22 protein-coding genes, 1 riboswitch and 1 other annotated feature are annotated in these 26,847 nt (G+C 40.2%); of the genes, 19 read left to right on the forward strand and 3 right to left on the reverse strand.

The window, feature by feature from the left end:
* Window positions 1-1,012 precede the first annotated feature (1,012 nt).
* On the reverse strand, window positions 1,013-1,222 hold the full coding sequence (gene sspI / locus J2Y67_RS16495) for a small acid-soluble spore protein SspI (RefSeq protein ID WP_310175916.1): 210 nt from the start codon (window positions 1,220-1,222) through the stop codon (window positions 1,013-1,015).
* Between the two features lie 106 nt (window positions 1,223-1,328).
* Here sspI and J2Y67_RS16500 point away from each other — a divergent pair, with 106 nt between their 5' ends.
* The 3 genes from J2Y67_RS16500 to pheT all read left to right on the forward strand — a co-directional run bounded on the left by J2Y67_RS16500 (window position 1,329) and on the right by pheT (window position 5,987).
* A complete protein-coding gene (locus tag J2Y67_RS16500; protein WP_310175917.1) occupies window positions 1,329-2,084 on the forward strand; it encodes a TrmH family RNA methyltransferase in 756 nt (251 codons plus the stop codon).
* Between the two features lie 62 nt (window positions 2,085-2,146).
* Window positions 2,147-2,391, forward strand: a binding site (T-box leader).
* 95 nt (window positions 2,392-2,486) lie between these two features.
* Window positions 2,487-3,524, forward strand: coding sequence for a phenylalanine--tRNA ligase subunit alpha (pheS, locus tag J2Y67_RS16505; RefSeq protein ID WP_310175918.1), 1,038 nt, complete (start codon window positions 2,487-2,489; stop codon window positions 3,522-3,524).
* 48 nt (window positions 3,525-3,572) lie between these two features.
* Window positions 3,573-5,987 carry a phenylalanine--tRNA ligase subunit beta gene (gene pheT, locus J2Y67_RS16510; RefSeq protein WP_310175919.1) on the forward strand — a complete coding sequence of 805 codons (2,415 nt, stop codon included), beginning with the start codon at window positions 3,573-3,575 and terminating at the stop codon, window positions 5,985-5,987.
* Window positions 5,988-6,013: 26 nt separating this feature from the next.
* On the opposite strand, the gene rnhC is transcribed toward pheT, so the two are convergent.
* Window positions 6,014-6,970: a ribonuclease HIII gene (gene rnhC, locus J2Y67_RS16515; RefSeq protein ID WP_310175920.1), complete on the reverse strand. Its 957-nt coding sequence runs from the start codon at window positions 6,968-6,970 to the stop codon at window positions 6,014-6,016.
* A 129-nt stretch (window positions 6,971-7,099) separates the two neighbouring features.
* Here rnhC and zapA point away from each other — a divergent pair, with 129 nt between their 5' ends.
* The 13 genes from zapA to J2Y67_RS16580 all read left to right on the forward strand — a co-directional run bounded on the left by zapA (window position 7,100) and on the right by J2Y67_RS16580 (window position 22,070).
* A complete protein-coding gene (gene zapA, locus J2Y67_RS16520) occupies window positions 7,100-7,375 on the forward strand; it encodes a cell division protein ZapA (protein WP_396954092.1) in 276 nt (91 codons plus the stop codon).
* Between the two features lie 7 nt (window positions 7,376-7,382).
* Window positions 7,383-7,937 (forward strand): CvpA family protein, encoded by a 555-nt coding sequence (locus tag J2Y67_RS16525; RefSeq protein ID WP_310175922.1) that lies wholly within the window; start codon window positions 7,383-7,385, stop codon window positions 7,935-7,937.
* 53 nt (window positions 7,938-7,990) lie between these two features.
* A complete protein-coding gene (gene polX / locus J2Y67_RS16530; RefSeq protein WP_310175923.1) occupies window positions 7,991-9,715 on the forward strand; it encodes a DNA polymerase/3'-5' exonuclease PolX in 1,725 nt (574 codons plus the stop codon).
* A 14-nt stretch (window positions 9,716-9,729) separates the two neighbouring features.
* On the forward strand, window positions 9,730-12,087 hold the full coding sequence (locus J2Y67_RS16535; protein WP_310175924.1) for an endonuclease MutS2: 2,358 nt from the start codon (window positions 9,730-9,732) through the stop codon (window positions 12,085-12,087).
* 69 nt (window positions 12,088-12,156) lie between these two features.
* Window positions 12,157-12,564: a DUF350 domain-containing protein gene (locus J2Y67_RS16540; RefSeq protein ID WP_310175925.1), complete on the forward strand. Its 408-nt coding sequence runs from the start codon at window positions 12,157-12,159 to the stop codon at window positions 12,562-12,564.
* A 252-nt stretch (window positions 12,565-12,816) separates the two neighbouring features.
* Window positions 12,817-14,517 carry an AMP-binding protein gene (locus tag J2Y67_RS16545; RefSeq protein ID WP_310175926.1) on the forward strand — a complete coding sequence of 567 codons (1,701 nt, stop codon included), beginning with the start codon at window positions 12,817-12,819 and terminating at the stop codon, window positions 14,515-14,517.
* Window positions 14,518-14,712: 195 nt separating this feature from the next.
* Complete coding sequence (locus tag J2Y67_RS16550) at window positions 14,713-15,303, forward strand: TetR/AcrR family transcriptional regulator (protein ID WP_310175927.1); 591 nt, start codon at window positions 14,713-14,715, stop codon at window positions 15,301-15,303.
* 18 nt (window positions 15,304-15,321) lie between these two features.
* Window positions 15,322-16,095, forward strand: a complete 774-nt coding sequence (locus tag J2Y67_RS16555; protein ID WP_310175928.1) for an enoyl-CoA hydratase — start codon at window positions 15,322-15,324, stop codon at window positions 16,093-16,095.
* A gap of 112 nt (window positions 16,096-16,207) precedes the next feature.
* Window positions 16,208-16,981, forward strand: coding sequence for an electron transfer flavoprotein subunit beta/FixA family protein (locus J2Y67_RS16560; RefSeq protein WP_310175929.1), 774 nt, complete (start codon window positions 16,208-16,210; stop codon window positions 16,979-16,981).
* Between the two features lie 101 nt (window positions 16,982-17,082).
* Complete coding sequence (locus tag J2Y67_RS16565; RefSeq protein ID WP_310175930.1) at window positions 17,083-18,060, forward strand: electron transfer flavoprotein subunit alpha/FixB family protein; 978 nt, start codon at window positions 17,083-17,085, stop codon at window positions 18,058-18,060.
* 199 nt (window positions 18,061-18,259) lie between these two features.
* A complete protein-coding gene (gene trxA / locus J2Y67_RS16570) occupies window positions 18,260-18,574 on the forward strand; it encodes a thioredoxin (RefSeq protein ID WP_310175931.1) in 315 nt (104 codons plus the stop codon).
* Between the two features lie 135 nt (window positions 18,575-18,709).
* The gene (gene uvrC / locus J2Y67_RS16575) at window positions 18,710-20,482 is read left to right on the forward strand and encodes an excinuclease ABC subunit UvrC (protein ID WP_310175932.1); all 1,773 of its coding nucleotides are present in this window, start codon (window positions 18,710-18,712) and stop codon (window positions 20,480-20,482) included.
* 65 nt (window positions 20,483-20,547) lie between these two features.
* Window positions 20,548-20,730, forward strand: a riboswitch (Lysine riboswitch).
* 116 nt (window positions 20,731-20,846) lie between these two features.
* Window positions 20,847-22,070, forward strand: a complete 1,224-nt coding sequence (locus tag J2Y67_RS16580; RefSeq protein ID WP_310175933.1) for an aspartate kinase — start codon at window positions 20,847-20,849, stop codon at window positions 22,068-22,070.
* 94 nt (window positions 22,071-22,164) lie between these two features.
* On the opposite strand, the gene J2Y67_RS16585 is transcribed toward J2Y67_RS16580, so the two are convergent.
* Entirely contained in the window at window positions 22,165-22,620 is a 456-nt protein-coding gene (locus J2Y67_RS16585; RefSeq protein WP_310175934.1) for a YslB family protein, read from the reverse strand.
* A gap of 450 nt (window positions 22,621-23,070) precedes the next feature.
* Here J2Y67_RS16585 and J2Y67_RS16590 point away from each other — a divergent pair, with 450 nt between their 5' ends.
* Genes J2Y67_RS16590 through sdhB form a run of 3 tightly spaced genes read left to right on the forward strand, consistent with a single transcriptional unit; the run spans window position 23,071 to window position 26,269 of the window.
* Complete coding sequence (locus J2Y67_RS16590; RefSeq protein WP_310175935.1) at window positions 23,071-23,679, forward strand: succinate dehydrogenase cytochrome b558 subunit; 609 nt, start codon at window positions 23,071-23,073, stop codon at window positions 23,677-23,679.
* A 55-nt stretch (window positions 23,680-23,734) separates the two neighbouring features.
* Entirely contained in the window at window positions 23,735-25,486 is a 1,752-nt protein-coding gene (gene sdhA, locus J2Y67_RS16595; RefSeq protein ID WP_310175936.1) for a succinate dehydrogenase flavoprotein subunit, read from the forward strand.
* A 21-nt stretch (window positions 25,487-25,507) separates the two neighbouring features.
* Window positions 25,508-26,269: a succinate dehydrogenase iron-sulfur subunit gene (gene sdhB / locus J2Y67_RS16600; RefSeq protein WP_310175937.1), complete on the forward strand. Its 762-nt coding sequence runs from the start codon at window positions 25,508-25,510 to the stop codon at window positions 26,267-26,269.
* Window positions 26,270-26,847: the final 578 nt, after the last annotated feature.

Here is a 26,847-nt window from a genome sequence, read left to right on the forward strand (position 1 = left end):
TGTCGCCAATGGGGGTTATAGGAGACACTTTTAGTGAAGCCCAAGCTAATTTTGTCGCCAATAGGGGTTATAGGAGACACTTTTAGTGAAAAACGAACTAGTTTTGTCGCCAATAGGGGTTATAGGAGACACTTTTAGTGAAGCCTAAGCTAATTTTGTCGCCAATAGGGGTTATAGGAGACACTTTTAGTGAAACCCAAGCTAATTTTGTCGCCAATAGGGGTTATAGGAGACACTTTTAGTGAAACTCGAACTAGTTATGTCGCAAAGGGGTTATAGGAGACACTTTTAGTGAAACTCAAACTAGTTTTGTCGCCAATGGGGGTTATAGGAGGCACTTTTAGTGAAAAACGAACTAGTTTTGTCGCCAATAGGGGTTATAGGAGACACTTTTAGTGAAGCCTAAGCTAGTTTTGTCGCCAATAGGGGTTATAGGAGACACTTTTAGTGAAACCCCAACTAGTTTTGTCGCCAATAGGGGTTATAGGAGACACTTTTAGTGAAACCCCAACTAGTTTTGTCGCCAATGGGGGTTATAGGAGACACTTTTAGTGAAACTCAAACTAGTTTTGTCGCCAATGGGGGTTATAGGAGACACTTTAAGTGAAACTCAAACTATTTTTGTCGCCAATAGGGGTTATAGGAGGCACTTTTAGTGAAACCCCAACTAGTTTTGTCGCCAATGGGGGTTATAGGAGACACTTTAAGTGAAACTCAAACTATTTTTGTCGCCAATGGGGGTTATAGGAGACACTTTAAGTGAAACTCAAACTATTTTTGTCGCCAATAGGGGTTATAGGAGACACTTTTCATAAAACCCAAGCTAATTTTGTCGCCAATAGAGGTTATAGGAGACACTTTTCTTGAAACTCAAGCTAATTTTGTCGCCAATAGGGGTTATAGGAGATGCTTTTCAAGAAAATCAATCCGATTTTTTCGCCAATACCCTCAATAAAGTAAACTGCCCATTAAAAAAACTGCCGATCCTAAAATCGGCAGCATGCATAAACCATTAGTGTTTTAAACCATTTTCGAGTGTAGAAAGCATTTCTTTTTTCTCTTCCTCGGAAGAATTTTGCCAAATAACTTCAAATAATACCCCAAGACCTGGGAGCATCTTTTCTTCGCCATTTTGGATGGCATCAACAATTGTATCCTCTAACTCTGCCTGTGAGTTCCCAGATACATTATGAATAATAGCATTTCTTAAGTTTAGGTTCATCCTTACACACTCCTTTTTAGCCTTCGATTCTTTATTATCATTTCTAATTTTGGTTTAATTATGTATAATGAGGAAATTAAAAAGCATGTAAAAAGGAGATTTACTGTTGAAACACATTCAATCTGTCCAAAATCCACAGGTAAAACAATGGAAGAAGCTGCAAACTAAAAAAGAACGTGATAAAACAGGATTATTCATCGTAGAAGGATTTCACTTAGTAGAAGAGGCATTAAAACAAAAAGATCAAGTTTTAGAAATTATTCTATCAGACAAGACCGAACTGCCACCGCGCTGGGATACCGGAGCAGTATCCATCACACAAGTAACAGAAGAAATTTCGAATACATTATCCGATACAGAAGCCCCGCAGGGAATTTATGCTATTTGCCACCAAGAAGGCACCGAAACAGCACTAAATATTGCGAAAACATTTCTATTCATTGACGCAGTTCAAGACCCGGGAAACTTAGGAACGATGATCCGTACAGCAGATGCTTCAGGAATTGAAGCTGTCATCGTTGGACATGGCAGCGTTGATATTTTTAATGCAAAAGTCCTTCGATCCGCACAGGGCAGTCATTTTCATCTCCCAATTGTAAGGGGTGACTTGAATGACTGGATCAAGAACCTTAAGGAAAAAAACATCCCTGTATATGGTACAGCACTAGAAAATGCTTCTGTTTATACAGAAACAAAACCATCTGAATCGTTTGCCCTTGTCGTCGGAAATGAGGGAGCCGGCGTTAGCAAGGAAATCCTAACTAATACAACTGCTAATCTCTATATCCCGATTTACGGCAAGAGTGAATCCTTAAATGTAGCGGTAGCAACGGGCATACTCCTTTATTATTTGAAAAAATAGGCTTGATTAGGATTTGAAACCGTAAGAAAATTATTATATAATAGTGAACAATATTGATATTCTCAAAAACAATGACGGAGAAAAGTACCTTGTACAGAACCTTCTAGGGAGAAAGTGCCGTGACTGAAAGCACTTTTATGTGTTCATACAAGAGAAGTTCACCTCCCGAGTTGGCATCGGGACCATTTTCTTGGAAAATGTAAAGATGCATCGGCTTAAAGCCGTTATCCCAATGAAGCGAACGCTAATGTTTTATACATACAGTGTTTACAAGGGTGGTACCGCGAACAGTAACCTCGTCCCTTTTTAGGGATGGGGTTTTTTATTTTGTCGAATTCGACAGAATTTGACGGGTGCCTGTCACCACCAGAAATTTGTCGAAATTAAAAGGAGGAAATTCTGATGCAGGAACGTTTGAAGGAGTTGCAAGAGGAAGCGATCGGGAAGATTGAGCAGTCTTACGATTTAAAGGAATTGAATGATATTCGTGTTGCGTATTTAGGGAAGAAGGGGCCGATTACGGAGGTGCTCCGTGGGATGGGTAAGCTATCAGCGGAAGAACGTCCGATGATGGGGGCGCTTGTCAATGAGGTGCGTGAGGCGATTTCCGTTAAACTTGAGGCAAAACAAAAGGACTTAGAGGAAGCAGTGGTATTGGAGAAATTGGCATCTGAAACGATTGATGTTACGCTTCCAGGCCGTCCGGTTAAAGTGGGGAATCATCATCCATTAACAAAAATTATTGAAGAAATTGAAGATTTATTTATCGGCATGGGCTATCAGGTTGCAGAAGGGCCGGAGGTTGAGCAGGATTACTATAACTTTGAAGCGCTAAACCTGCCAAAAGGACACCCGGCACGCGATATGCAGGACTCTTTTTATATCACGGAAGAAATCTTGCTTCGTACCCATACATCACCTGTGCAGGCACGGACAATGGAAAAGAACGAAGGCAAAGGCCCGATTAAAATTATTTGCCCAGGAAAAGTGTATCGCCGCGACAACGACGATGCGACACACTCCCATCAGTTTATGCAGATTGAAGGACTCGTTGTCGGCGAAAACATCCGCATGAGTGACCTGAAAGGAACATTGGAAGTTTTTGCGAAAAAAATGTTCGGGGAAGACCGGGAAATTCGCCTTCGTCCTAGCTTTTTCCCATTTACAGAGCCATCTGTTGAAATGGATATTTCTTGTAAAATTTGTGGCGGCCACGGCTGCAGCGTTTGTAAGAAAACTGGCTGGATTGAAATTCTTGGTGCCGGAATGGTTCATCCAAACGTATTGGAAATGGCCGGCTATGATTCGAAAAAATACACAGGCTTCGCATTTGGAATGGGTCCGGAACGGATTGCCATGTTGAAATACGGTGTTGATGATATTCGTCATTTCTACACAAATGATGTTCGTTTCTTAAAACAATTTTCAAAGCATGAATAAATAACAGGCTCTAAAAGGGTTTAAGCAAAAATAAGGAGGAGTAACGAAATGTTCGTTTCATATAAATGGCTCCAGGATTATGTGGATCTATCCGGAGTAACGGCAGAAGAATTAGCTGAAAAAATTACCAAGAGCGGGATTGAGGTTGAGGGCGTTGAGGTTCTTAACGAAGGAATTAAAGGTGTCGTTGTTGGCTATGTTCAAGAGCGTGAACAGCATCCAAATGCAGATAAACTAAGCAAATGTCTCGTTGATATTGGCGAAGAAGCACCAGTGCAAATTATTTGTGGCGCCCCAAATGTCGCACAAGGACAAAAGGTTGCTGTGGCTAAGGTCGGTGCTGTTCTTCCAGGCAATTTTAAAATTAAAAAAGCAAAGCTGCGCGGTGAAGAATCGAATGGGATGATCTGTTCTTTAACGGAGCTTGGCATGGAAGGAAAAATCGTTCCAAAAGAATATTCTGAAGGGATCTTTGTTTTTCCTGCTGATGCTGAAGTCGGGACTGATGCGCTGGCATTATTAAATAGAGATGATCAAGTTCTTGAGCTTGGGTTAACACCTAACCGTTCCGACTGCTTAAGCATGCTTGGTGTTGCTTATGAGGTGGCAGCCATCCTCGGCCGTGATGTAAAGCTTCCGGAAACGGCTCTTCAATCAATGAGTGAAAAAGCATCTGATTATGTAAAAGTGGTTGTCGAAGCAAAAGAGGATAATCCGCTATATGTTGCAAAAATGATTAAAAATGTAAAAATCGGTCCATCTCCATTGTGGATGCAAACACGCTTAATGTCCGCGGGGATTCGTCCGCACAATAATGTAGTCGATATTACCAACTATATTTTATTAGAATATGGCCAGCCGCTTCATGCGTTTGACTATGACCGTTTAGGCTCAAAAGAAATCCTTGTCCGCCGTGCGAAGGATGGAGAAAAAATAGTAACCCTTGATGATGCAGAGAGAACCTTAACATCCGACCATCTAGTCATCACAAATGGTACAGAACCAGTCGCGATTGCCGGAGTAATGGGCGGTGCCAACTCTGAGGTAATTTCTGACACCACTACGGTTCTTTTAGAAGCAGCCTATTTCAGTGGGGCAGTTGTGAGAAAAGCTTCGAAGGACCATGGATTAAGAAGTGAAGCAAGTGCACGTTTTGAAAAAGGCGTTGACCCGAATCGTGTTCGTGCCGCAGGAGACAGGGCTGCTTACTTGATGGCGAAATATGCCGGCGGTGAAGTGCTAGAAGGTACTTCAGAAGTCGATACACTCACAGTTGAGCCTGCTGTAGTATCAATTACACTTGAAAAAATTAATCGTGTCCTAGGAACAAATCTAAATGCAGCAGAGGTAAAAGATATTTTTGACCGCCTGCAATTCGTCGTAACGATTGAAAAGGATTTGGTTACGGTTACGGCTCCGACTCGCCGCGGTGATATTAAAATTGAAGAGGACTTAATTGAGGAAGTAGCGCGCCTTTACGGCTATGACAATATTCCAAAAACGTTGCCAGTCGGTTCATCAACACCTGGAAAACTATCTGATTATCAGAAAAAGCGTCGTGTTGTCCGCCAATATTTAGAAGGTACAGGGCTTTACCAAGCGGTAACGTATTCCTTAACGAGTGAGGAAAAAGCAGGGCAATTTGCTCTTAATCAAAATGAAACCATTCGTTTGGCAATGCCGATGAGTGAAGAACGCAGTATCCTCCGTTTAAGTATTATGCCACAGCTATTGGAAGTATTAAAATACAATAGTGCCCGTCAAAACGACAGCTTAGGGGTATATGAAACAGGTGCCGTTTTCTTAGCAAATGGTGTTGATGTACTGCCTACAGAGGAAGAACATGTAGCAGCAGCCATCACCGGCCTATGGCACAGCCATTCTTGGCAGGGTGAGAAAAAGCCGGTTGATTTCTTTGTTTTAAAAGGAATTTTAGAAGGAATGTTTGCTAAACTAGGACTTCTTGATCAAGCAGCATTTGTTCAAGCAAAGGTAGACAGCATGCATCCTGGCCGTACAGCAGAGGTTCAGTTGAATGGCAAAAGAGTAGGTTTTATTGGTCAAGTACATCCAACTGTGCAAAAAGAGCTTGATTTAAAAGACACCTATGTGTTTGAGCTTTCGTTGAAAGAGATTCTTGGTGAGGAAACCGCTGCACTACAATATGAAGCGATACCAAGATTCCCATCGATTACAAGAGATATTGCTCTTGTAGCAAATAAAGAAACGGTTTCTAGCGAGTTAAAGGAAATTATTTTAACAACCGGTGCTCCTCTGATTAAAGAAGCAAATGTGTTCGATTTATACGAAGGGGAACATATGGAAGCAGGCAAAAAATCCATTGCATTCTCATTAAAATATGCCGATCCAGAACGGACATTAACGGACGAAGAAGTGACAAAGGTTCATAATAAAGTACTTGATGCGTTAAAAGAAAAAGCCGGAGCGGTTTTACGGGGATAAAGATAAGAGGGACTGAATATCTAAATTCAGCCCCTCTTTTTCTTAACAAGTTTCATCGCTTTTTCAGTGTTGGCAAAATGCAGTTTCACAAATGTAGGCAAAACATCCTGCCCTTTTTTCAAAATCAGTTTGGCTGCAGCTTCATCCACCTGTGACCCGGCTCCTTTAGGGATGGTAAAGCCGGCGGAATCGCTGAGCTTATCTATATATTGTACAAAGGCATAGCGTGCGAGGATAGAAGCAGCTGCGACTGCGAGATGAATCCCCTCCGCTTTTGTACTAAAATAAACATTTTCACGGGCAATGGCTTTCTGGTTTTTAAGATGCTGAAAATAAGTACTTTCCTGTACAAATTGGTCAATTAAAATGGCTTCCGGTTTTGTAGGCGAAATTTTTTCTAAAACATGTAGAATGGCTTGATTATGAAGGATCGCCTTCATTTTCCCTTGTGACATTCCCGATTGCTGCAGCTGATTATACTTTTCATTTTTCAAAGTTAGCAGGCTATATGGAACAACATCCTTAATCACCTTGGCAACCGCAATAATTTTTTCATCATTTAAATCCTTCGAATCTCGGACACCCAATTCTTTTAATAAGGGAATATCCTCTTTTTTAACGTATGCGGCAACCACTGTTATGGGACCGAAAAAGTCTCCGGTGCCCACTTCATCCGAACCGATTGCCGACATCAACCCGATTCCTGCCGGAAGCTTGCCTTTAGGAGCACCAGATTTCGCTGCAGCCGTTTTTCGAACAGGAGCAGAATCTTTGGAAGAGACTTCTCCCCATTTGCCAGCTTCCTTTTCACAATCATTACCTTGAAAAAGTACTTTGCCGGATTTATAAGCTGTAATCATACAAGCCGGGGTTTTGGCAGCAAATAAACTTCCTGGAGGTGTTTTATCGATTAAATAAGAACTGTAATAATCTTTCATTTTTGACATTTCATTTAAATCACGCTTTAAAACAACATTCCCCAAAATAAGCACCACATTTCTAAATATAATTAAAAATAAGTTAAAGTTCCCAAGAGTTTTCCACATTTCTAAATGGTTTAACTTTTCCACGTCTCCCTGTTCATGGTATGATAGAGAGTAGGATTCCTTTGAATGGAGGCATTTACGTTGTCAAACTCACAAAAGTCAAGAACAACCGTAGATATTTACGGACAGCAATATGTCATTGTCGGAGATGAAAGTTCAAGCCATATTAGGCTTGTAGCCTCATTGGTTGGCGATAAAATGCGGGAAATCAGCTCCAAGAATCCGTCGCTTGATGTAAGTAAACTTGCCGTTTTAACTGCGGTAAATGCCGTCAATGATTATATTAATATCAAAGATCAATTGGAGCGGCTGAAAGCTGAATTATTAAAGGAAAAGGACTGAAAAGTCAATGCTGGATTTAGCCATTATCATTTTATTAATTATTGGATTTTTTACAGGTCTTAGAAGGGGATTTATCCTTCAGCTTGTGCATTTGACAGGTTTTATTATTGCATATATTGTAGCAAATTTATACTACGATGATTTGGCTTCCAGGTTAACGCTGTGGATTCCATATCCCAAATTAGGGGAGGACACGACCTTAAAGCTTTTAACGGGTAACAGCAATATGGAAGCAGCTTTTTATCGGGCGATTGCTTTTGTGATCATCTTTTTTGCTGTGAAGGTGCTGTGTCAAATCATTGGTTCCATGCTTGATTTTATTGCCCATTTGCCGGTTCTAAGGTTTTTAAATGTTTGGGCAGGGGGCTTCCTTGGTTTTGCCGAAGTCTATTTACTTATTTTTATTTTATTATATATTGCAGCGCTTGTTCCATTGGAAGTTTTACAGAATCCATTAGATCATTCCATTTTAGCCGGGATGATTGTAAAGCATACACCAATCCTTTCGCAGCAAATAAAGAGTCTGTGGATTGAATATTCAACTGCTTTAACTTCTCTGTAGCAGAGAAGTTTTTCTATTGAAAAGGAAATGCTATTCTTTAAGGGGTGGAATGGATGGAGGTAAATAAAAAAGAGGTCATTCGTTTATTAGAGATGATTGCGGTTTATATGGAACTTAAAGGGGAAAACCCCTTCAAGGTTTCAGCCTTTCGAAAAGCTGCAAATGCATTGGAAGTGGATGAACGCAGTTTATCAGAGATTGAAGACTTTACGGCGATTTCCGGTATCGGTAAGGGAACGGCCGCTGTCATGGATGAATACATAAAAAACGGGACATCCACTGTGTTAGATGAGTTAAAAGAGGAGGTTCCTAAAGGGCTAATCCCTTTATTACAAATCCCCGGACTCGGAGGCAAGAAAATCTCAAAGCTTTATCAGGAGCTGGGCATTGAAGATGTCAATGATTTAGAAAAAGCCTGTAAATCCGGAAAAGTACAGGGGCTTGCCGGATTTGGCAAGAAAACAGAAGAGAAAATTTTAGCGGCTATCGCAAATTTAGGCAATCGGCCGGAGAGGCTGCCGCTGGCCTATATGCTTCCAATTGCTGAGCAAATTGAGGACATCTTGGCAAACACCCCGGAAATTGAGCGTTTTTCAAGGGCTGGGAGCATTCGCAGAATGAGGGAGACCATTAAAGACTTGGATTTTATTATTGCAACGAACAATCTAGAAAGCGTAAAGGACTCCTTGCTGGAACTTCCAAAAATTAAAGAAGTCATTGGTGCCGGAGACACAAAGGTTTCCGTTGTATTTGAGCTGGACTATGATGTTTCAGCTGATTTCCGTCTTGTAAAACCGGAAGAATTTATTACGACCTTACATCACTTTACCGGTTCTAAGGACCATAATGTCCGAATGCGTCAGTTGGCTAAGGAACGCGGCGAGAAAATTAGTGAGTATGGTGTTGAAAATCTTGAAACTGGTAAAATTTTGACTTTTTCATCGGAAGAAGAGTTTTTCAAACATTTTGATCTTCCGTTTATCCCGCCGGAAATAAGGGAGGATGGCAAAGAAGTCGAAGAATTCTCGGCAAATGAGTGCTTAATCGAGCTGCAGGATATAAAAGGGGATCTCCATATGCACTCAACATGGAGTGACGGTGCCCATACAATAGAAGAAATGGTCGAAGCCTGCCGGGCTAGAGGATACAAATATATGGCGATTACGGACCATTCCCAGTATCTAAAGGTGGCGAATGGTCTTACAAGAGAGCGGCTTCTAAAACAAAAAGAAGAAATAAAAAAATTAAATGAAAAATATGATGATATTCTCATTCTATCCGGTGTGGAGATGGACATTCTTCCGGATGGTACATTAGACTATGAAGATGATTTACTCGCTGAAATGGATTTTGTGATTGCCTCCATTCATTCTGCTTTTTCGCAACCGCAGGAGAAAATCATGGAGCGGCTTAAAACGGCTCTAACGAATGCTCATGTTGATTTAATTGCTCATCCCACTGGCCGCAAAATTGGACGGCGGGCAGGGTACGATGTCGATTTGGATTTGCTGATTGAGTTGGCTAAAGAAACGAACACGGCTTTAGAATTAAATGCAAACCCGAATCGCCTCGATTTGGCGGCAGAATATTTAAGAAAAGCGCAGGCTGCGGGCGTGAAAATTCTTATTAATACCGATGCCCACAGAATCGACACATTAGCCCATATGGAAATTGGTGTTTCTGCTGCTAAAAAGGGCTGGATCAAAAAATCTTCCGTGTTAAATGCACTGGAAACGAATGATTTACTGGAATTTTTGCATAATCGATCAAAGAAATAAGGAGGTCTCTTTCCATGCAAGAAAGAACCTTAAAGGTATTAGAATTCAATAAAGTGAAGGAACAGTTGCTTGACCATGCTGCTTCCTCACTTGGTAAAGATAAAATAAAAAAACTTGTTCCCTCGACAGATTTTTCCGAGGTTGTTAAGCTCCAATCAGAAACGGATGAAGCGACAGCTGTACTAAGGTTAAAAGGGAATGTCCCGCTCTCAGGGATTCACGATATCCGAGCCCATATTAAACGCTCGGTTATTGGCGGTGTCCTTAGCCCGCATGAGTTGGTTCAAACGGCCAGCACGATTTATACAAGCCGGCAAATGAAACGGTTTATTGAAGAAATTGCCGATGAAAAATTAGATCTCCCCATTTTAGCAGACCAGGCCGAGCAAATTATTCCGCTGACAAATCTCGAACATTCGATTAAAAATGCGATTGATGAAGGCGGGGAAGTATTGGATGGTGCGAGTGAGCTATTACGTTCATTACGTAGCCAGCTGCGTGCTAATGAAGCAAGGATTCGTGAAAAACTTGAAAGTATGATTCGTTCTTCAAGTGCGCAAAAAATGCTATCAGATGCGATTGTGACGATTCGAAATGACCGATATGTTATCCCGGTAAAACAGGAATATCGCGGACATTACGGCGGAATCATCCATGACCAAAGCTCTTCTGGGCAAACCTTATTTATTGAACCGCAGGCAATTGTTCAGCTAAATAATCAGCTCCAGGATATTCGGGTAAAAGAGCAGCTTGAAATAGAACGAATTTTAACCGAGTTATCGGCAAATGTGGCCGAGCATGAGGCAGAACTAAAGGTAATAGTTGAAGTGCTCGGTAATTTGGATTTTATTTTTGCAAAAGCAAGATATGGTCGCCAGATTAAAGCGTCAATGCCAATCATGAATGATGAAGGAAGAATTCGCTTATTTAAAGCAAGACACCCGTTAATCCCAATAGAGGAAGTGGTCGCCAATGATATTTTCCTTGGAACCGACTATTCAACCATTGTGATAACCGGACCAAATACCGGCGGGAAAACGGTGACATTAAAAACATTAGGTTTATGTTCCTTAATGGCTCAAGCTGGTTTGCAGGTGCCGTCATTGGATGGTTCAGAACTGGCTGTTTTTAATGCGGTGTATGCTGATATTGGTGATGAACAATCGATTGAACAAAGCTTAAGTACGTTTTCCTCCCATATGGTCAATATTGTCGATATTTTAAATAAAGTGGATTATAAAAGTCTTGTCCTATTTGATGAGCTTGGCGCCGGTACGGACCCGCAAGAGGGTGCGGCATTGGCCATCTCCATTTTAGACGAAGTGCACAAAAGGGGAGCGAAAGTGATTGCTACTACCCATTATCCGGAATTAAAGGCATATGGCTATAACCGCGAAGGGGTCATAAATGCCAGTGTGGAGTTTGATATTGAAACGCTTAGCCCAACGTACAAACTATTATTAGGGGTACCGGGCCGAAGCAATGCATTTGAAATTTCCAAGCGTTTAGGATTAAACGATCGGGTAATTGAGGCGGCACGCTCGCATGTCAGTGAGGATACCAATCAAATCGATAAAATGATTGCTTCTTTAGAGGGAAGTAAGCGTCAGGCTGAGAAAGAACACGAAGAAGCCCGCGATTACCTAAAACAGTCGGAAAAACTCCATAAGGACCTGCAAAAACAAATGATAGAGTTCTACGAGATTAAGGACAGCCTGTTTGAAAAGGCAGCTGAAAAGGCAAAGGATCTTGTCGACGAGGCCAAAGGCGAGGCAGAAAAAATTATTCGTGACCTTCGGAAAATGCGTATGGAAAAGCATGCTGAGATTAAGGAACATGAGTTGATTGATGCCAAAAGGCGCCTTGAACAAGCAGCACCTGAAATTAAGAAGTCTTCCAAGCTAACAAGTCAAAAAGCTAAAAAACAAACATTCATGCCAGGGGATGAGGTTAAGGTTTTAACCTTTGGTCAGAGGGGTAGCTTAATCGAAAAAACTTCTTCAGGTGAATGGCAGGTTCAAATTGGGATTCTTAAAATGAAGGTGAAAGAAAAAGACTTGGAATATTTGAGTACCCCAAAACAAGTAGAGACAAAGCCCATGGCGATTGTAAGGGGTAGGGACTCGCAAGTAAAACTTGAACTGGACCTTCGCGGGGAAAGATATGAGGATGCATTGTTAAAAGTGGAAAAATACATCGATGATGCTTTATTATCAGGGTATCCTCGTGTTTCGATTATCCATGGAAAAGGTACCGGTGTTTTAAGGCAAGGGGTTCAAGAATACTTACGAAATCACCGCTCCGTTAAGAAAATTCGCTTCGGAGAAGCCGGTGAAGGCGGATCAGGTGTAACCGTAGTCGAATTCAATTAGAATTCAACTGGTTGAATTTAAAAAAATTCAACATTGGTTGAATTTAAATCATGTTCGGGGAGAATCGGAATGAACCAGTTTTGGGAAAACGAATATATTCAAATTGCAGCCAATTATAGTGTTGTTATTTTATGTATGATTGTCTTTTTAGCGATTTTTGAAGCGGTAACGAAATATCGAAATTGGGAAGAAATAAAAAAAGGAAATATGTCAGTGGCAATGGCGACAGGAGGAAAAATATTTGGCATCGCCAATATTTTCCGCTATTCCATTGAGCAAAATGAAACGCTGCTCACGATGATTGGCTCAGGAGTTTTTGGGTTTTTGCTTCTTTTAGCCGGTTATTTTATTTATGAATTTTTAACGCCGAAGTTTAAGATTGACGAAGAGATTCAGCGTGATAATCGGGCAGTTGGTTTTATTTCGATGGTGATTTCAATCGGATTATCTTATGTAATTGGTGCAGGGATATCGTAAGGGGAGAGCTGAAGTGGAGACATTAGCAAAGGTACTGATGGGATTATGCGGACTGTTTTTGCTGATTGGAATAGTGTATATGTTGTTTTTTTAGTGAAAAAATGGAGTCATCGCTGGAAATCAGCGGTGACTTTTTATATTTTAATTATCTGGCTCAGGCTCAAGGTCGCTTTTCATTGTCTAAAAAATTCACCTATATTATAATAGTAGTAGTTAGAATTTTTAAATAATTTTTAAAAAAGGAGGAGTTCAATGTCCGACCTCAAACCATGGTTGAAAAACTATCCTGAGGAAATTCCCGCCACATTGGAGTATTCTTCAGAGCCTGTGCAGCAGTATTTAATCAATGCAGCCGAAAATTATCCTGATAAGATTGCAATTCATTTTATGGGGAAGGAAATGACCTATAAAAAGCTTTATGAAGAGTCACTTGTGTTTGCCGGGTATCTTCAAGACCTCGGGATATCAAAGGGTGACCGGATAGCAATTATGCTTCCGAATACACCACAATCAGTGATGGCCTACTATGCTATTCTTATGGCGGGCGGTATTGTCGTACAGACCAATCCATTGTATACGGAAAGGGAGCTTGAATATCAAATGAAGGATTCAGGGGCTGTCGCCATCATTACCCTCGATATCCTCTACCCTCGTGTATCCAATGTACAATCGCGAACTGATCTCAAGCATATTTTTGTAACCGCCATCAAAGATTATCTTCCATTTCCAAAGAACTTAGTTTATCCCTATATCCAGAAAAGACAATATGGAATTGTTGTTAATGTTAAACATGAAGGAAATATCCATCTGTTAAAAGAAATTGTTAAGGGTCAGCCAAAGGAATTAAAGGAATTTGATTTCAATTTTGAGGAAGATTTAGCCCTGCTGCAATATACAGGAGGAACAACCGGTTTCCCAAAAGGGGTAATGTTAACCCATAAAAATTTAGTCTCAAATACTTCGATGTGTCAGGCATGGCTTTATAAATGTAAACCCGGTGAAGAATCAGTCCTTGGAATTCTGCCCTTTTTTCATGTATATGGCATGACAGCTGTTTTAATATTATCCGTTATGCAAGCACAAAAAATGATTTTATTGCCCAAATTTGACGTCGTTACCACTTTAAAAACAATTGATAAACTGCGCCCGACACTTTTTCCAGGTGCACCAACCATCTATATAGGTTTATTGAATCATCCTGATTTGAAAAAATACGATCTTTCTTCCATTAAGGCCTGTATCAGCGGTTCTGCTCCATTACCTGTTGAAGTTCAGCAGAAGTTTGAAGACGTCACCGGAGGCAAATTGGTAGAAGGATATGGTTTAACGGAATCCTCTCCTGTAACCCATTCAAATTTTCTATGGGATCGTCCAAGAGTGAAAGGAAGTATTGGAGTTCCATATCCCGATACGGATGCCACGATTTTTTCAATGGAAGGAGAAAGACTTCCAACGGGAGAAATAGGTGAAATCGCCGTAAAAGGTCCACAAGTGATGAAAGGATATTGGAACCGTCCGGAGGATACGGAACAAACATTACGTGATGGATGGCTGTTAACGGGGGATCTTGGCTATATGGATGACCAAGGATATTTCTATGTGGTCGACCGTAAAAAGGACATGATTATTGCAGGCGGGTACAATATTTATCCTAGAGAGATAGAAGAAGTTTTATATGAACATCCGGATGTTCAAGAGGCTGTTGCCGCTGGAATTCCTGATCCATATCGCGGAGAAACGGTGAAGGCGTATGTTGTCCTAAAAGAAGGCTCCACTGTAACAGAGGATGAATTAAACCAATTTGCCAGAAAATATCTTGCAGCCTATAAAGTGCCAAGAATTTATGAATTTAGAAACGAGCTCCCAAAAACAGCGGTCGGAAAAATATTAAGAAGAACTTTGGTTGAGGAAGAGAAGAAAAAACTAGAAGAGGAACGCCCTAAGCATGCCTAACATGAAAAGGCCGTGAATTCGGGTCTTTTATTTTTTGAAAGAATTAGCCTGTCTTAATTTAATGTACAAAGTTTTCAAAAAAGTTGGTATACTATTTCTTGACAGAAGTTTGAATAAAATCTATTATTAAATTATGAATGACGATTCATTCATTTTTAGATGAATGAACTTTTTTCTTCAAAGGGGGGATATCTGATGAAAAAAAACAAACCGAAATATATGCAGATTATTGATGCAGCAGTGATTGCCATTGCAGAGAATGGCTACCACCAAGCCCAGGTTTCGAAAATTGCCAAGCAGGCGGGAGTGGCTGACGGAACCATTTATCTTTATTTTAAAAACAAAGAAGACATCCTAATCTCACTCTTTGAAGAAAAAATGGGTAACTTTGTTGAAAAAATTGAAGAAATGATAGCAGGAAAACAGTCAGCGATAGAGAAATTATTAATAATGATAAAAGCTCATTTTCAAATGCTCGCTGATGATCATCACTTAGCAATTGTTACTCAGCTCGAATTGCGACAATCCAATAAAGAATTGCGCTTAAAAATAAATGACGTTCTTAAAGGATATTTAAAGCTGATTGAAAGAATCGTTTTGGAAGGCAAGGAAACGGGGGAATTTACAAATGACCTGGATGTACGCCTTGCAAGACAGATGATTTTTGGCACAATTGATGAAACTGTGACATCGTGGGTAATGAATGAGGAAAAGTTTGATTTGTACGCACTAGCACCCTCGGTTCATCATCTATTAATTAATGGATTTGGTGGCCGGGATTGTTAATCAAATGGGGGGAGAAAATTGGAATTTTTAAAATGGACTTTAGAAGACCAAATCGCGACCATCACAATTAATCGTCCTCCGGCGAATGCCCTTTCAACAGGTTTACTCAGGGAACTTTCGGCAGTGCTGGATGAAATTGAATCGAATCTTGATGTAAAAGTGATTGTACTTCATGGAGAAGGCCGCTTTTTCTCGGCGGGTGCTGATATTAAGGAATTCACAACTATTTCTTCTTCAGAGGGTTTTTCCCAGCTTGGGAAATATGGTCAGGATCTATTTGATCGTATGGAAAAGTTTCCAAAGCCGATTATTGCCGCAATACATGGAGCAGCTCTTGGCGGAGGCTTGGAGCTGGCAATGGCTTGCCATTTTAGGCTTGTGAGTGAAACAGCGAAGCTTGGCTTACCGGAACTTCAGCTTGGGTTAATTCCAGGTTTTGCTGGAACGCAGCGTCTGCCAAAATATGTCGGGGTTGCTCGTGCTGCAGAAATGCTATTCACCTCTGAACCAATTACAGGTGTTCAGGCTGTTCAATATGGTCTGGCTAACCATGCTTATCCGGAAGGGGAAGTATTAGAAAACGCCTATAAAATGGCCCGGAAGATTTCCAAAAAAAGCCATGGTTCTTTAAAGTCAGCTATATTATTATTAAATTATGCAAAGACAGAAGAGTTCTACGAAGGTGTGAAAAAAGAAGCCGAGTTGTTTGGCGAAGTATTTATGTCAAATGACGGTAAAGAGGGAATTCAAGCCTTCATTGAAAAAAGGGAACCAAACTTTAAGGGTGAATAAACTTCGTTAGCGTGGGTAAAATCCGCAGCGAAGCTTTATAAAAAAATTTTTTTCGAAACAGTTTTCTTAATCTTTCAAACTGAGCGAATGCTCGAAATTTAGGAGGGAAACCATGAACATTTTTGTGTTAATGAAAAGAACCTTTGATACTGAAGAAAAGATTTCGATTTCCGGCGGAAAAATCAATGAGGACGGTGCAGAATTTATCATCAATCCTTATGATGAATATGCGATTGAAGAAGCCATTCAAGTGCGCGATGCAAATGGCGGCGAAGTAACTGTCATTTCCGTCGGTAATGAAGAAAGTGAAAAACAATTACGGACTGCATTAGCAATGGGTGCAGACAAAGCGGTTTTAATTAATATTGAAGATGATATTGAGAATGGTGACCAATTTACAACGGCAAAAATTCTTGCTGAATACTTAAAGGATAAAGATGCGGATTTAATCCTTGGTGGAAATGTGGCAATTGATGGCGGTTCCGGACAAGTGGGTCCACGCGTTGCAGAACTTTTAAATATTCCTTATGTAACAACCATTACGAAGCTTGAAATCGATGGAAGCAATGTAACCGTTACCCGCGATGTTGAAGGAGATTCTGAGGTGATTGAAACAAGCCTTCCATTGCTTGTTACAGCACAGCAAGGTCTAAACGAACCTCGTTACCCTTCATTACCAGGAATTATGAAAGCGAAAAAGAAACCGCTTGAAGAACTTGAATTAGATGATCTTGATCTTGAAGAAGATGACGTAGAAGCAAAAACAAAAACAATTGAAATTTATTTACCGCCTAAAAAAGAAGCTGGAAAAGTATTAAGCGGCGAGCTTGCTGACCAAGTAAAAGAACTAGTTCAACTTCTTCATACAGAAGCAAAAGTAGTTTAATCGATTTAAAATTAGAAACTTGTCAATTGGCTTACTAAGTTGGGGCAAGGAAAAAGACAGGGTTGAACGATTAGCCAAAATTGTTGCAGGAGGTAAAGGGAATGTCTAGAAAAGTATTGGTATTGGGAGAAGTCCGTGACGGATCATTACGTAATGTTACATTCGAAGCAGTTGCTGCTGCAAAAACAGTAGCAGAGGGCGGAGAAGTAGTTGGAGTTTTAGTGGGCGAAGCTGTAAGCGCTTTAGGTTCAGAAATCATTAAATATGGCGCGGACCGTGTCATTGTTGTCGAAGATGAGAAATTAAAACAATATACATCAGATGGTTTTTCTCAAGCACTTTTAGCAGTCATTGAGCAAGAAAAACCGGAAGGTCTTGTTTTAGGTCATACTGCGCTTGGAAAAGATTTATCTCCAAGAATTGCCGGCAAACTTGGGTCTGGTCTCATTTCTGATGCCACTGCTGTAGAAGCAGCTGGAGGTAACATCGTCTTTACAAGACCAATCTATTCAGGTAAAGCATTTGAAAAGAAAATTGTAACAGATGGCTTAATTTTTGCATCTGTTCGTCCAAACAATATTGCACCATTAGAAAAAGATGACAGCAGAACGGGTGAGGTTACCAGCCTTTCCGTGGATATTAAAGACCTTCGTGCGATTATCAAAGAAGTGGTTCGCAAAGCAAGTGAAGGCGTTGATCTTAGTGAAGCGAAAGTAGTAATTTCCGGCGGTCGTGGCGTTAAAAGTGCAGAGGGGTTTGAAACGCTAAAGGAATTAGCACAAATTCTTGGCGGAGCCGTTGGTGCTTCCCGTGGCGCATGTGATGCTGACTACTGCGATTACTCTTTGCAAATCGGTCAGACCGGTAAAGTTGTAACGCCTGATTTATATATTGCCTGCGGAATTTCCGGAGCGATTCAGCACCTTGCCGGAATGTCTAATTCAAAAGTAATTGTTGCGATCAACAAAGATCCAGAAGCAAACATCTTCAAAGTGGCGGATTACGGTATCGTAGGCGACCTATTTGAAGTCGTGCCAATGTTAACCGAAGAGTTTAAAAAACTTAAAGTTCACTCATAATAAGAAAGCGGAAGTGTCTATACGCTAAAGCTTGACAATTAAAGCGAGCGGGATATTCCGCTCGCTCTTGTTATGTTTTTGCATAGAATACTTAAAGGAATAATGGGAAAATTATCTTTGAGACATATTATTAGCTTGATTTACCAATCGATGGTATACTTTCCGTAGTAATTCAGTATTTTCTAGGAGGTCAATATAAATGGCTATTTCACATGTATCAGATCAAAATTTTTCGGCTGAAACAGGTTCAGGACTTGTTCTTGCAGATTTCTGGGCACCATGGTGCGGACCTTGTAAAATGATCGCTCCTGTTCTTGATGAACTTGATTCAGAAATGGGCGATAAAGTAAAAATCGTTAAACTTGATGTTGACGAAAACCAAGAAACTGCTGCTAAATACGGCGTTATGAGCATTCCAACTTTGCTTGTTTTCAAAAATGGTGAAGTTGTCGATAAAGTGGTAGGTTTCCAACCCAAAGACGCTTTAGCAAGCGTGTTACAAAAACACGTTTAAGAATAGCCCATGAAACCTTAGCTGGAACATATTCCGGCTAAGGTTTTTATTTTTCCTAAAAAACACAGCTTTCCTTTATCAACTATTTATTTTAAAATTTTATAGAGATAAAAAGAATGGGGTGGGGTGGCCAGAATGAACGAAATAATAAAACAAAAATTAACCATACTGCCTGATCAGCCTGGCTGCTACTTAATGAAGGACCGCCAAGGGACAATCATATATGTAGGGAAAGCAAAAGTCTTAAAAAATCGTGTCCGCTCCTATTTTACCGGCTCACACGATGGGAAGACACTAAGACTCGTGAATGAAATCGAGGATTTCGAATACATTGTAACCACTTCCAATATAGAAGCGCTGCTTCTTGAATTAAATTTAATAAAAAAATACGACCCTAAATACAATATCATGCTGAAGGATGATAAAAGCTATCCATTTATTAAACTGACAGCAGAAAGACATCCAAAACTTATCATCACAAGAAAAGTAAAAAAAGATAAAGGTAAATATTTTGGCCCCTATCCGAATGTAGGAGCGGCAAATGAAACAAAAAAGCTGCTTGACCGGCTCTATCCGTTACGAAAATGCTCCACATTGCCAGACCGGGTCTGTCTTTATTATCATTTAGGGCAATGCCTCGCACCATGTGTGAATGAAGTGGCGGAAGAACAATACAAGGAAATGACAGATGAAATTACCCGCTTTTTAAATGGCGGTTATAAAGATATTAAAAAAGAATTAACTGTAAAAATGACCGCAGCGGCAGAAGAATTAGATTTTGAGCGCGCAAAGGAATTCCGCGATAAAATAATCCACATCGAAACCATTATGGAAAAGCAAAAAATTACAATGACTGATTTCACTGATCGTGATGTGTTTGGCTATGCCGTTGACAAGGGCTGGATGTGTGTTCAAGTCTTCTTTGTCCGCCAGGGGAAACTCATTGAGCGGGATGTATCGATGTTCCCGATTTATAATGAACCAGACGAGGAAATCCTCACCTACCTGGGGCAATTTTATCAAAAGACCAATCATTTTAAGCCAAAAGAAATATTAATCCAGGATGAGATGGATTTAGAAATGGCTGAACAGCTCCTTGAAGTTAAGGTGCTAAAGCCGCAGCGCGGGCAGAAAAAGGATCTCGTCAAAATGGCGATTAAAAATGCGAAGCTTGCCTTGAATGAGAAATTTTCATTAATTGAGAAAGATGAGGAAAGAACAATTAAGGCTGTTGAGACCCTTGGAAATCTTCTTGGAATTTTTACACCGCACCGGATTGAAGCATTTGATAATTCCAATATTCAAGGAACGGACCCGGTTTCAGCGATGGTCGTGTTTATCGATGGAAAGGCAAATAAACGAGAATACCGCAAATATAAAATTAAATCCGTCCAAGGACCTGATGATTATGAGTCGATGCGAGAGGTTACGAGGAGAAGATATTCCAGAGCTTTAAAAGAAGAACTTCCGCTTCCGGATTTAATCATTATTGACGGCGGGAAGGGACATGTTGAGACGGTTAGAGATGTATTAGAAAATGAGCTTGGGCTCGATATTCCAATCTCAGGCCTCGTGAAGGATGAAAAACACCGCACATCTCAATTGTTGTATGGGAATCCGCTTGAAATTGTCCCGCTTGCACGAAATAGTCAGGAGTTTTATTTGCTGCAAAGAATTCAAGATGAGGTCCACCGTTTCGCGATTACATTCCATCGCCAAATCCGCGGCAAAACCGCTTTTCAATCGCTTCTCGATGATATCTCTGGAATTGGCGAGAAACGGAAAAAACTGTTATTAAAACATTTTGGCTCCGTGAAAAAAATGAAAGAAGCCAGTCTTGAAGAACTTACTGCGGCAGGTCTGCCGGTAAATGTCGCCGAAGAATTAATGAAAAAACTTCAAAATTGACCGTTGTCAGAAAAGTAGTCCTATGCTATAATGAGTGAAAATTTAATAACACTTTATCAACGTAAAGTGTAGGTAGAGGTGCGAGCTTCAAGAGTAGTGGTTCTGAGAAGGATGAGCTTCAAAGAAGAATCATGAAAGGGGATGTTCGCCGAAGTGAAGAGAGTCTCATTTCTTTCTTTGCTGGTCCTGTGTTGAATAAATACTGGATTGTCAAGACTAATCATATGTCTTGGAGAGCTATCTTACATTGTAAACGCAAGAATGCATTTTTGTGTTCCCAAAGCAATGAGATACTCTTCTCATTGCTTTTTTTGTTTTTACAAAAGAAATTTACTACATAGCCTTACAGGAAGAAGGGGAAGAAATGGGTTTAATTGTTCAGAAATTTGGGGGAACGTCTGTTGGCAGTGTTGAGCGAATCATGAATGTGGCGAAGCGTGTGAAAGAAGAAACGATATTAGGAAATCAAGTGGTGGTGGTTGTTTCCGCAATGGGAAAATCAACAGACCAGCTGGTAAATTTGGCAAAAGAAATTTCTCCGCAGCCAAGTAAGCGGGAGATGGATATGCTGTTAACAACAGGAGAACAAGTTACGATTGCCTTATTGTCGATGGCGTTAAATCAAAAGGGACTTGAGGCCGTTTCCTATACAGGCTGGCAGGCGGGAATTGTTACAGAGCCAGTTCATGGAAATGCCCGAATTACCGATGTTAGAACCGAGGCAATTGAAAGCCAATTGTCACATGGAAAAGTGGTCATTGTTGCCGGGTTCCAAGGTATTACCGAAAGCGGAGAAATCACCACACTCGGAAGAGGCGGATCGGATACAACGGCAGTGGCATTGGCAGCTGCATTAAAAGCTGATCGGTGTGATATATACACAGACGTTACCGGGGTATTTACAACTGATCCAAGATATATTAAGGGTGCCCGTCAGTTGAAGTCTGTTTCTTATGATGAAATGCTCGAACTTGCTAATTTAGGTGCTGGTGTGCTGCATCCAAGGGCAGTTGAGTTTGCAAAAAACTATCAGGTACGGCTTGAAGTTCGGTCTAGTATGGAAAGAATGAATGGAACAATTATTGAGGAGGAAGCAACAATGGAACAAAATCTAGTAGTCCGCGGTGTCGCATTTGAGGATGAAATTACAAAAGTGACGGTGTTAGGTCTGGCTAATTCGTTAACAAGCCTGTCAACCATCTTCACAACACTTGCACAGAATCATATTAATGTTGATATCATTATTCAAAGTACAACCGAGGCAGGAGCGGCCAATCTTTCCTTCTCGATTAAAACAGAAGATTTAATGGAAACAGTGAAAGTTCTTGAGGATCACAAAGACTTGCTAAATTACGAACAAATCGATGCTGAAAATCAATTATCTAAGGTATCTATCGTCGGTTCAGGGATGATTTCCAATCCGGGAGTAGCTGCAAGGATGTTTGAAGTACTGGCATCCAATCAAATTCAAGTAAAAATGGTCAGCACTTCAGAAATTAAGGTCTCAGTAGTTGTTGAAGAAGAAAACATGCTGAAAGCCGTACAGGCGCTCCACAACGCATTCGAACTATCCGCCATAACAGAATAAACATTTACCGTCCAGGGCGGGGCAAAATAAGAAATTTGTCCAATAAACGGTGACAGGCACCATGTGAATTCTTCACATGATGCCTGTCACTTTTTTAATCAATCGTATCTTTTTTATCCCATTTTACGGTGAAGAGGACTTTGTTGGATTTTTTAACAGGGTGTTCGAAGGTCTCAGCAATGCCCTTTTTTTGATGCTCGATTTGTTGCGCAAGGAAACCGGCTTCGAGTTGGAAGAAGTGTTCGGCCTTTGATTTCACGCGGGAAACAATCAGTGGGCTAATAAGTTCAAATTCCATTTCATCTTTGCCTTCATTCTTTATCGCAAGATGACCCCATGAGGCTCTGTCGAAAAAATCAATCAATTCTTCGTAATTATTTAAAGGGTACATTCTCGCTAACCGTTTTCCTCCCCAATATAAGATTTCAGGAGTATCTTTTCCTAAAATCTCCTGTAAAAGAATTTCTCTGATCAGCTCATAGCCAAAAATCGACACTGTTCTCGTCTCATCCGATTGTGTGTTTAAATTAACTACAGTACTTTCGCTCAATAGTCTCCCCTCTTTCTACCATTCTATTATATACAAACTGTGTTTAATTTCATTAATGATTTGTAAATTAGAAATTGATGAGAAAGCCAAATGTATAAATTGCTATGCTACGATACTTTTATATGATTACCATCATAACTATATTACCTTTTTACCTCAATTTCTATCCTTAATATATTGTTAAATAAAATGTAGTTCTGATGGAAGCGTTTCCAAAATCAACCTTAAAAATGTAAGCGCTTATCATTCTCTTTTACTATTAAATTCTCAAAGAAATTGTATTTTTAGAAAATAATTCTGTATACGGTTTCTTGACGCTCTATGTCGACAGGAGTAAAATGGACATGTCACAATTTTGTCATAGTGATGCTAGGTTGAAATTTCTTTTTAAAAGGAATATAAAAAGGAAAGAAACTTAACATCATTCTTATTATTTAAGGGGGGTAAATTATGGCGGGAAATCGAGAATTTATTTCGAGAAGAGTGCACTCGCTGCTGGGAGTCATTCCAATCGGATTGTTCCTAATCGTGCATCTTGTAGTTAACCATGCTGCAACAGGGGGAGCAGAATCCTTTCAAAAAGCAGTAAATTTCATGGAAGGTCTTCCATTCCTTAACGTGCTAGAATGGGTATTAATTTATTTGCCATTATTATTTCATGCAATCTATGGCCTTTATATTGCTTTTACTTCAAAAAGCAATGTTGGCAGAATGGGCTTTTTCAGAAACTGGATGTACATCCTGCAGCGTATTACGGGGGTAATTGCCCTAATTTTTATTGCATGGCATGTTTGGGAAACACGAATCGCGAAGGCTTTTGGAACAGAAATTAATTTCCAAATGATGGCTGATATCTTATCTTCACCATTCATGTTTGGTTTTTATTTAGTGGGAGTTCTTTCAGTTATTTTTCACTTCTCAAATGGTTTATGGTCATTCATGGTAAGCTGGGGAATTACCATTTCACCACGTTCACAAGTCATTTCTACATATGTGACTTTAATCATTTTCGTGCTGCTTTCCATTATTGGAATTCAAGCGCTTCTAGCATTCGTGTGATCAACGAAATTTTGAACGGAAAATTATTGGATTTTGGATTAGGGAGTGAGTCACGATGAGTAAAGGTAAGGTGATCGTAGTCGGCGGTGGTTTAGCTGGCTTGATGGCAACCGTTAAGGTGGCAGAATCAGGGACACCGGTAGAGTTATTTTCTCTAGTTCCGGTTAAACGTTCTCACTCTGTTTGTGCCCAAGGTGGTATTAATGGAGCAGTAAATACTAAAGGGGAAGGCGACTCTCCTTGGATTCACTTTGACGATACAGTTTATGGCGGGGACTTCTTAGCAAATCAGCCTCCGGTTAAGGCAATGTGTGATGCCGCACCTGGTATTATTCACTTATTTGACCGGATGGGTGTTATGTTTAACCGTACCCCGGAAGGATTACTTGATTTCCGTCGCTTCGGCGGAACACAGCATCACCGTACAGCATTTGCCGGTGCAACTACTGGGCAGCAGCTTCTATATGCATTAGACGAGCAAGTTCGCCGCCATGAGGTTGAAGGCTTAGTGACTAAGTATGAGGGCTGGGAATTCCTTGGTGCGATTTTGGATGACGAAGGCGTTTGCCGCGGTATTGCTGCACAGAATTTAAAAACAATGGAGATTAAATCTTTCGTTGCTGATGCCGTCATTATGGCAACAGGCGGCCCTGGGATTATCTTCGGTAAGTCAACTAACTCTGTTATTAATACAGGTTCTGCAGCTTCCATTTTATATCAGCAAGGTGTTTATTATGCAAATGGTGAAATGATTCAAATTCACCCAACAGCCATTCCTGGTGATGATAAACTTCGCCTGATGAGTGAATCAGCTCGTGGAGAAGGTGGTCGTATTTGGACCTATAAAGACGGAAAACCTTGGTATTTCTTAGAAGAAAGATATCCTGCATATGGAAATCTCGTGCCACGTGATATTGCAACACGTGAAATTTTCAATGTCTGCGTGGATATGAAACTTGGCGTTAATGGGGAAAACATGGTATTCCTTGATTTATCACACAAGGATCCGCATGAATTAGATGTAAAATTAGGCGGAATTATTGAGATTTATGAAAAATTTGTAGGCGACGATCCGCACAAAGTTCCAATGAAAATTTTCCCTGCCGTTCACTATTCAATGGGCGGTATGTGGGTTGACTATGACCAAATGACGAACATTCCTGGTTTATTTGCAGCAGGTGAGTGTGATTATTCACAGCACGGTGCTAACCGATTAGGAGCGAATTCACTACTATCTGCTATTTTTGGCGGTTCTGTTGCCGGTCCTAATGCTGTTCGATATATTGATGGACTTGAAAAGAGTTCGGATGCTATTGCTTCTTCCGTATTTGATCGTAAAGTTAAAGAGGAAGAGCAAAAATGGAATGACATTATGTCAATGGATGGAAATGAAAATGCTTATGTTCTCCACAAGGAGCTTGGCGAGTGGATGACTGATAACGTTACAGTGGTTCGTTACAATGATAGATTGTTAAAAACAGATGAAAAAATTCAAGAGCTTTTAGAGCGATACAAAAAAATCAATATCAATGATACAGCTAAATGGAGCAACCAAGGGGCTGCGTTTACACGTCAATTACAAAATATGCTTCAATTGGCTCGTGTTATTACTATTGGGGCGTATAACCGTAATGAGAGCCGTGGTGCTCACTATAAGCCGGATTTCCCTAAACGTAATGATGAGGAATTCTTAAAAACAACAATGGCAAAATTTGTCGACGCTTCTACAGCACCGGCATTCCATTATGAAGATGTTGATATCTCGCTACTTGCTCCACGTGACCGTGACTATACTAAAAAGCATTAATTGAAAGGGGAGTAGGAAAAAATGGCTGAAACAAAAACAGTAAAATTTATAATAACCCGTCAGGATACTCCAGACTCTGCTCCTTTTGAGGAGGAGTTTGAACTTCCATACCGTCCGAATATGAACGTTATTTCGGCGTTAATGGAAATTCGCAGAAATCCTGTCACTGCAAAAGGACAAGGTACATCCCCAATTACTTGGGAAATGAACTGTCTTGAAGAGGTCTGCGGTGCATGTTCAATGGTTATCAATGGCAAGCCGCGCCAAGCTTGTTCGGCGCTTGTTGATAAATTAGAGCAGCCAATCCGTTTGGCACCAATGAGTACATTCCCGATTGTTCGTGATTTGCAAATTGACCGAAGCAGAATGTTTGATTCTTTAAAGAAAGTCAAAGCATGGATTCCAATCGATGGTACGTACGATTTAGGTCCTGGACCACGTATGCCTGAGAAAAAACGTCAATGGGCATATGAACTTTCAAAATGTATGACATGTGGTGTATGTTTAGAGGCATGTCCAAATGTGAACAGTAAAACAAACTTTATGGGACCAGCTACTTTTAACCAAGTTCGTTTGTTCAATGCACACCCAACCGGTGCGATGAATAAAGCTGAACGTTTAAATGCGTTTATGGAAGATGGCGGAATGCAGGGCTGTGGTAATTCACAAAACTGCGTGCAATCTTGTCCGAAAGGGATTCCGATTACAACATCAATCGCAGCTATTAACCGTGATGCAACTCTCCAATCATTCAGAAACTTTTTTGGAAGCGACAACGATTAATCTAATAAAAAACCTTCTTTTTCTTTTTAGGGAAAGAAGGTTTTTTTATCGTTTACCTGGTTTTTTGAGTTGGTTTGTGGCCTGGCATCGTTGATCTGTGCTTGGCACATAAAACTGGTTAGATGGAACCTATATTGGTGAAATTGGAACATAAACTTGAGGAATGGAACATATAACGTTCAATTTGGAACATAACGCTAAAAGCACTTTTGAAAAAGGTAATTATTATGGTGAGATCGTCTCATGCTTAAATAATTAAGGTCGAAATTACGTTTGAATGGCTATTTAAACGGAAAAAAAGTAGGTTGGCACATAAAATGAATAAATTGGAACATATATCGATTCAGATGGAACATAAACCAAGAGAATCGGAACTTTTTATTTTTTTGTTTTAAATTATGAGAAAAGTAATTATAATTAGAAATAACAAAAATGAATAGTGATTCATTTTTATAAAAGGAGCGTGAAAAACCAAATGGTAAAATGAACTGCACCCTGTCAAGTAGACAGTATAAAAAAATAAAATTAGGCAATGGCCTTAGCTCGATATTCTATCGGGCTAAGGCCATTAAATTTGG

Origin of the sequence: Neobacillus niacini (genome assembly GCF_031456445.1) — a bacterium.
Lineage (GTDB): Bacteria > Bacillota > Bacilli > Bacillales > Cytobacillaceae > Neobacillus > Neobacillus niacini_I.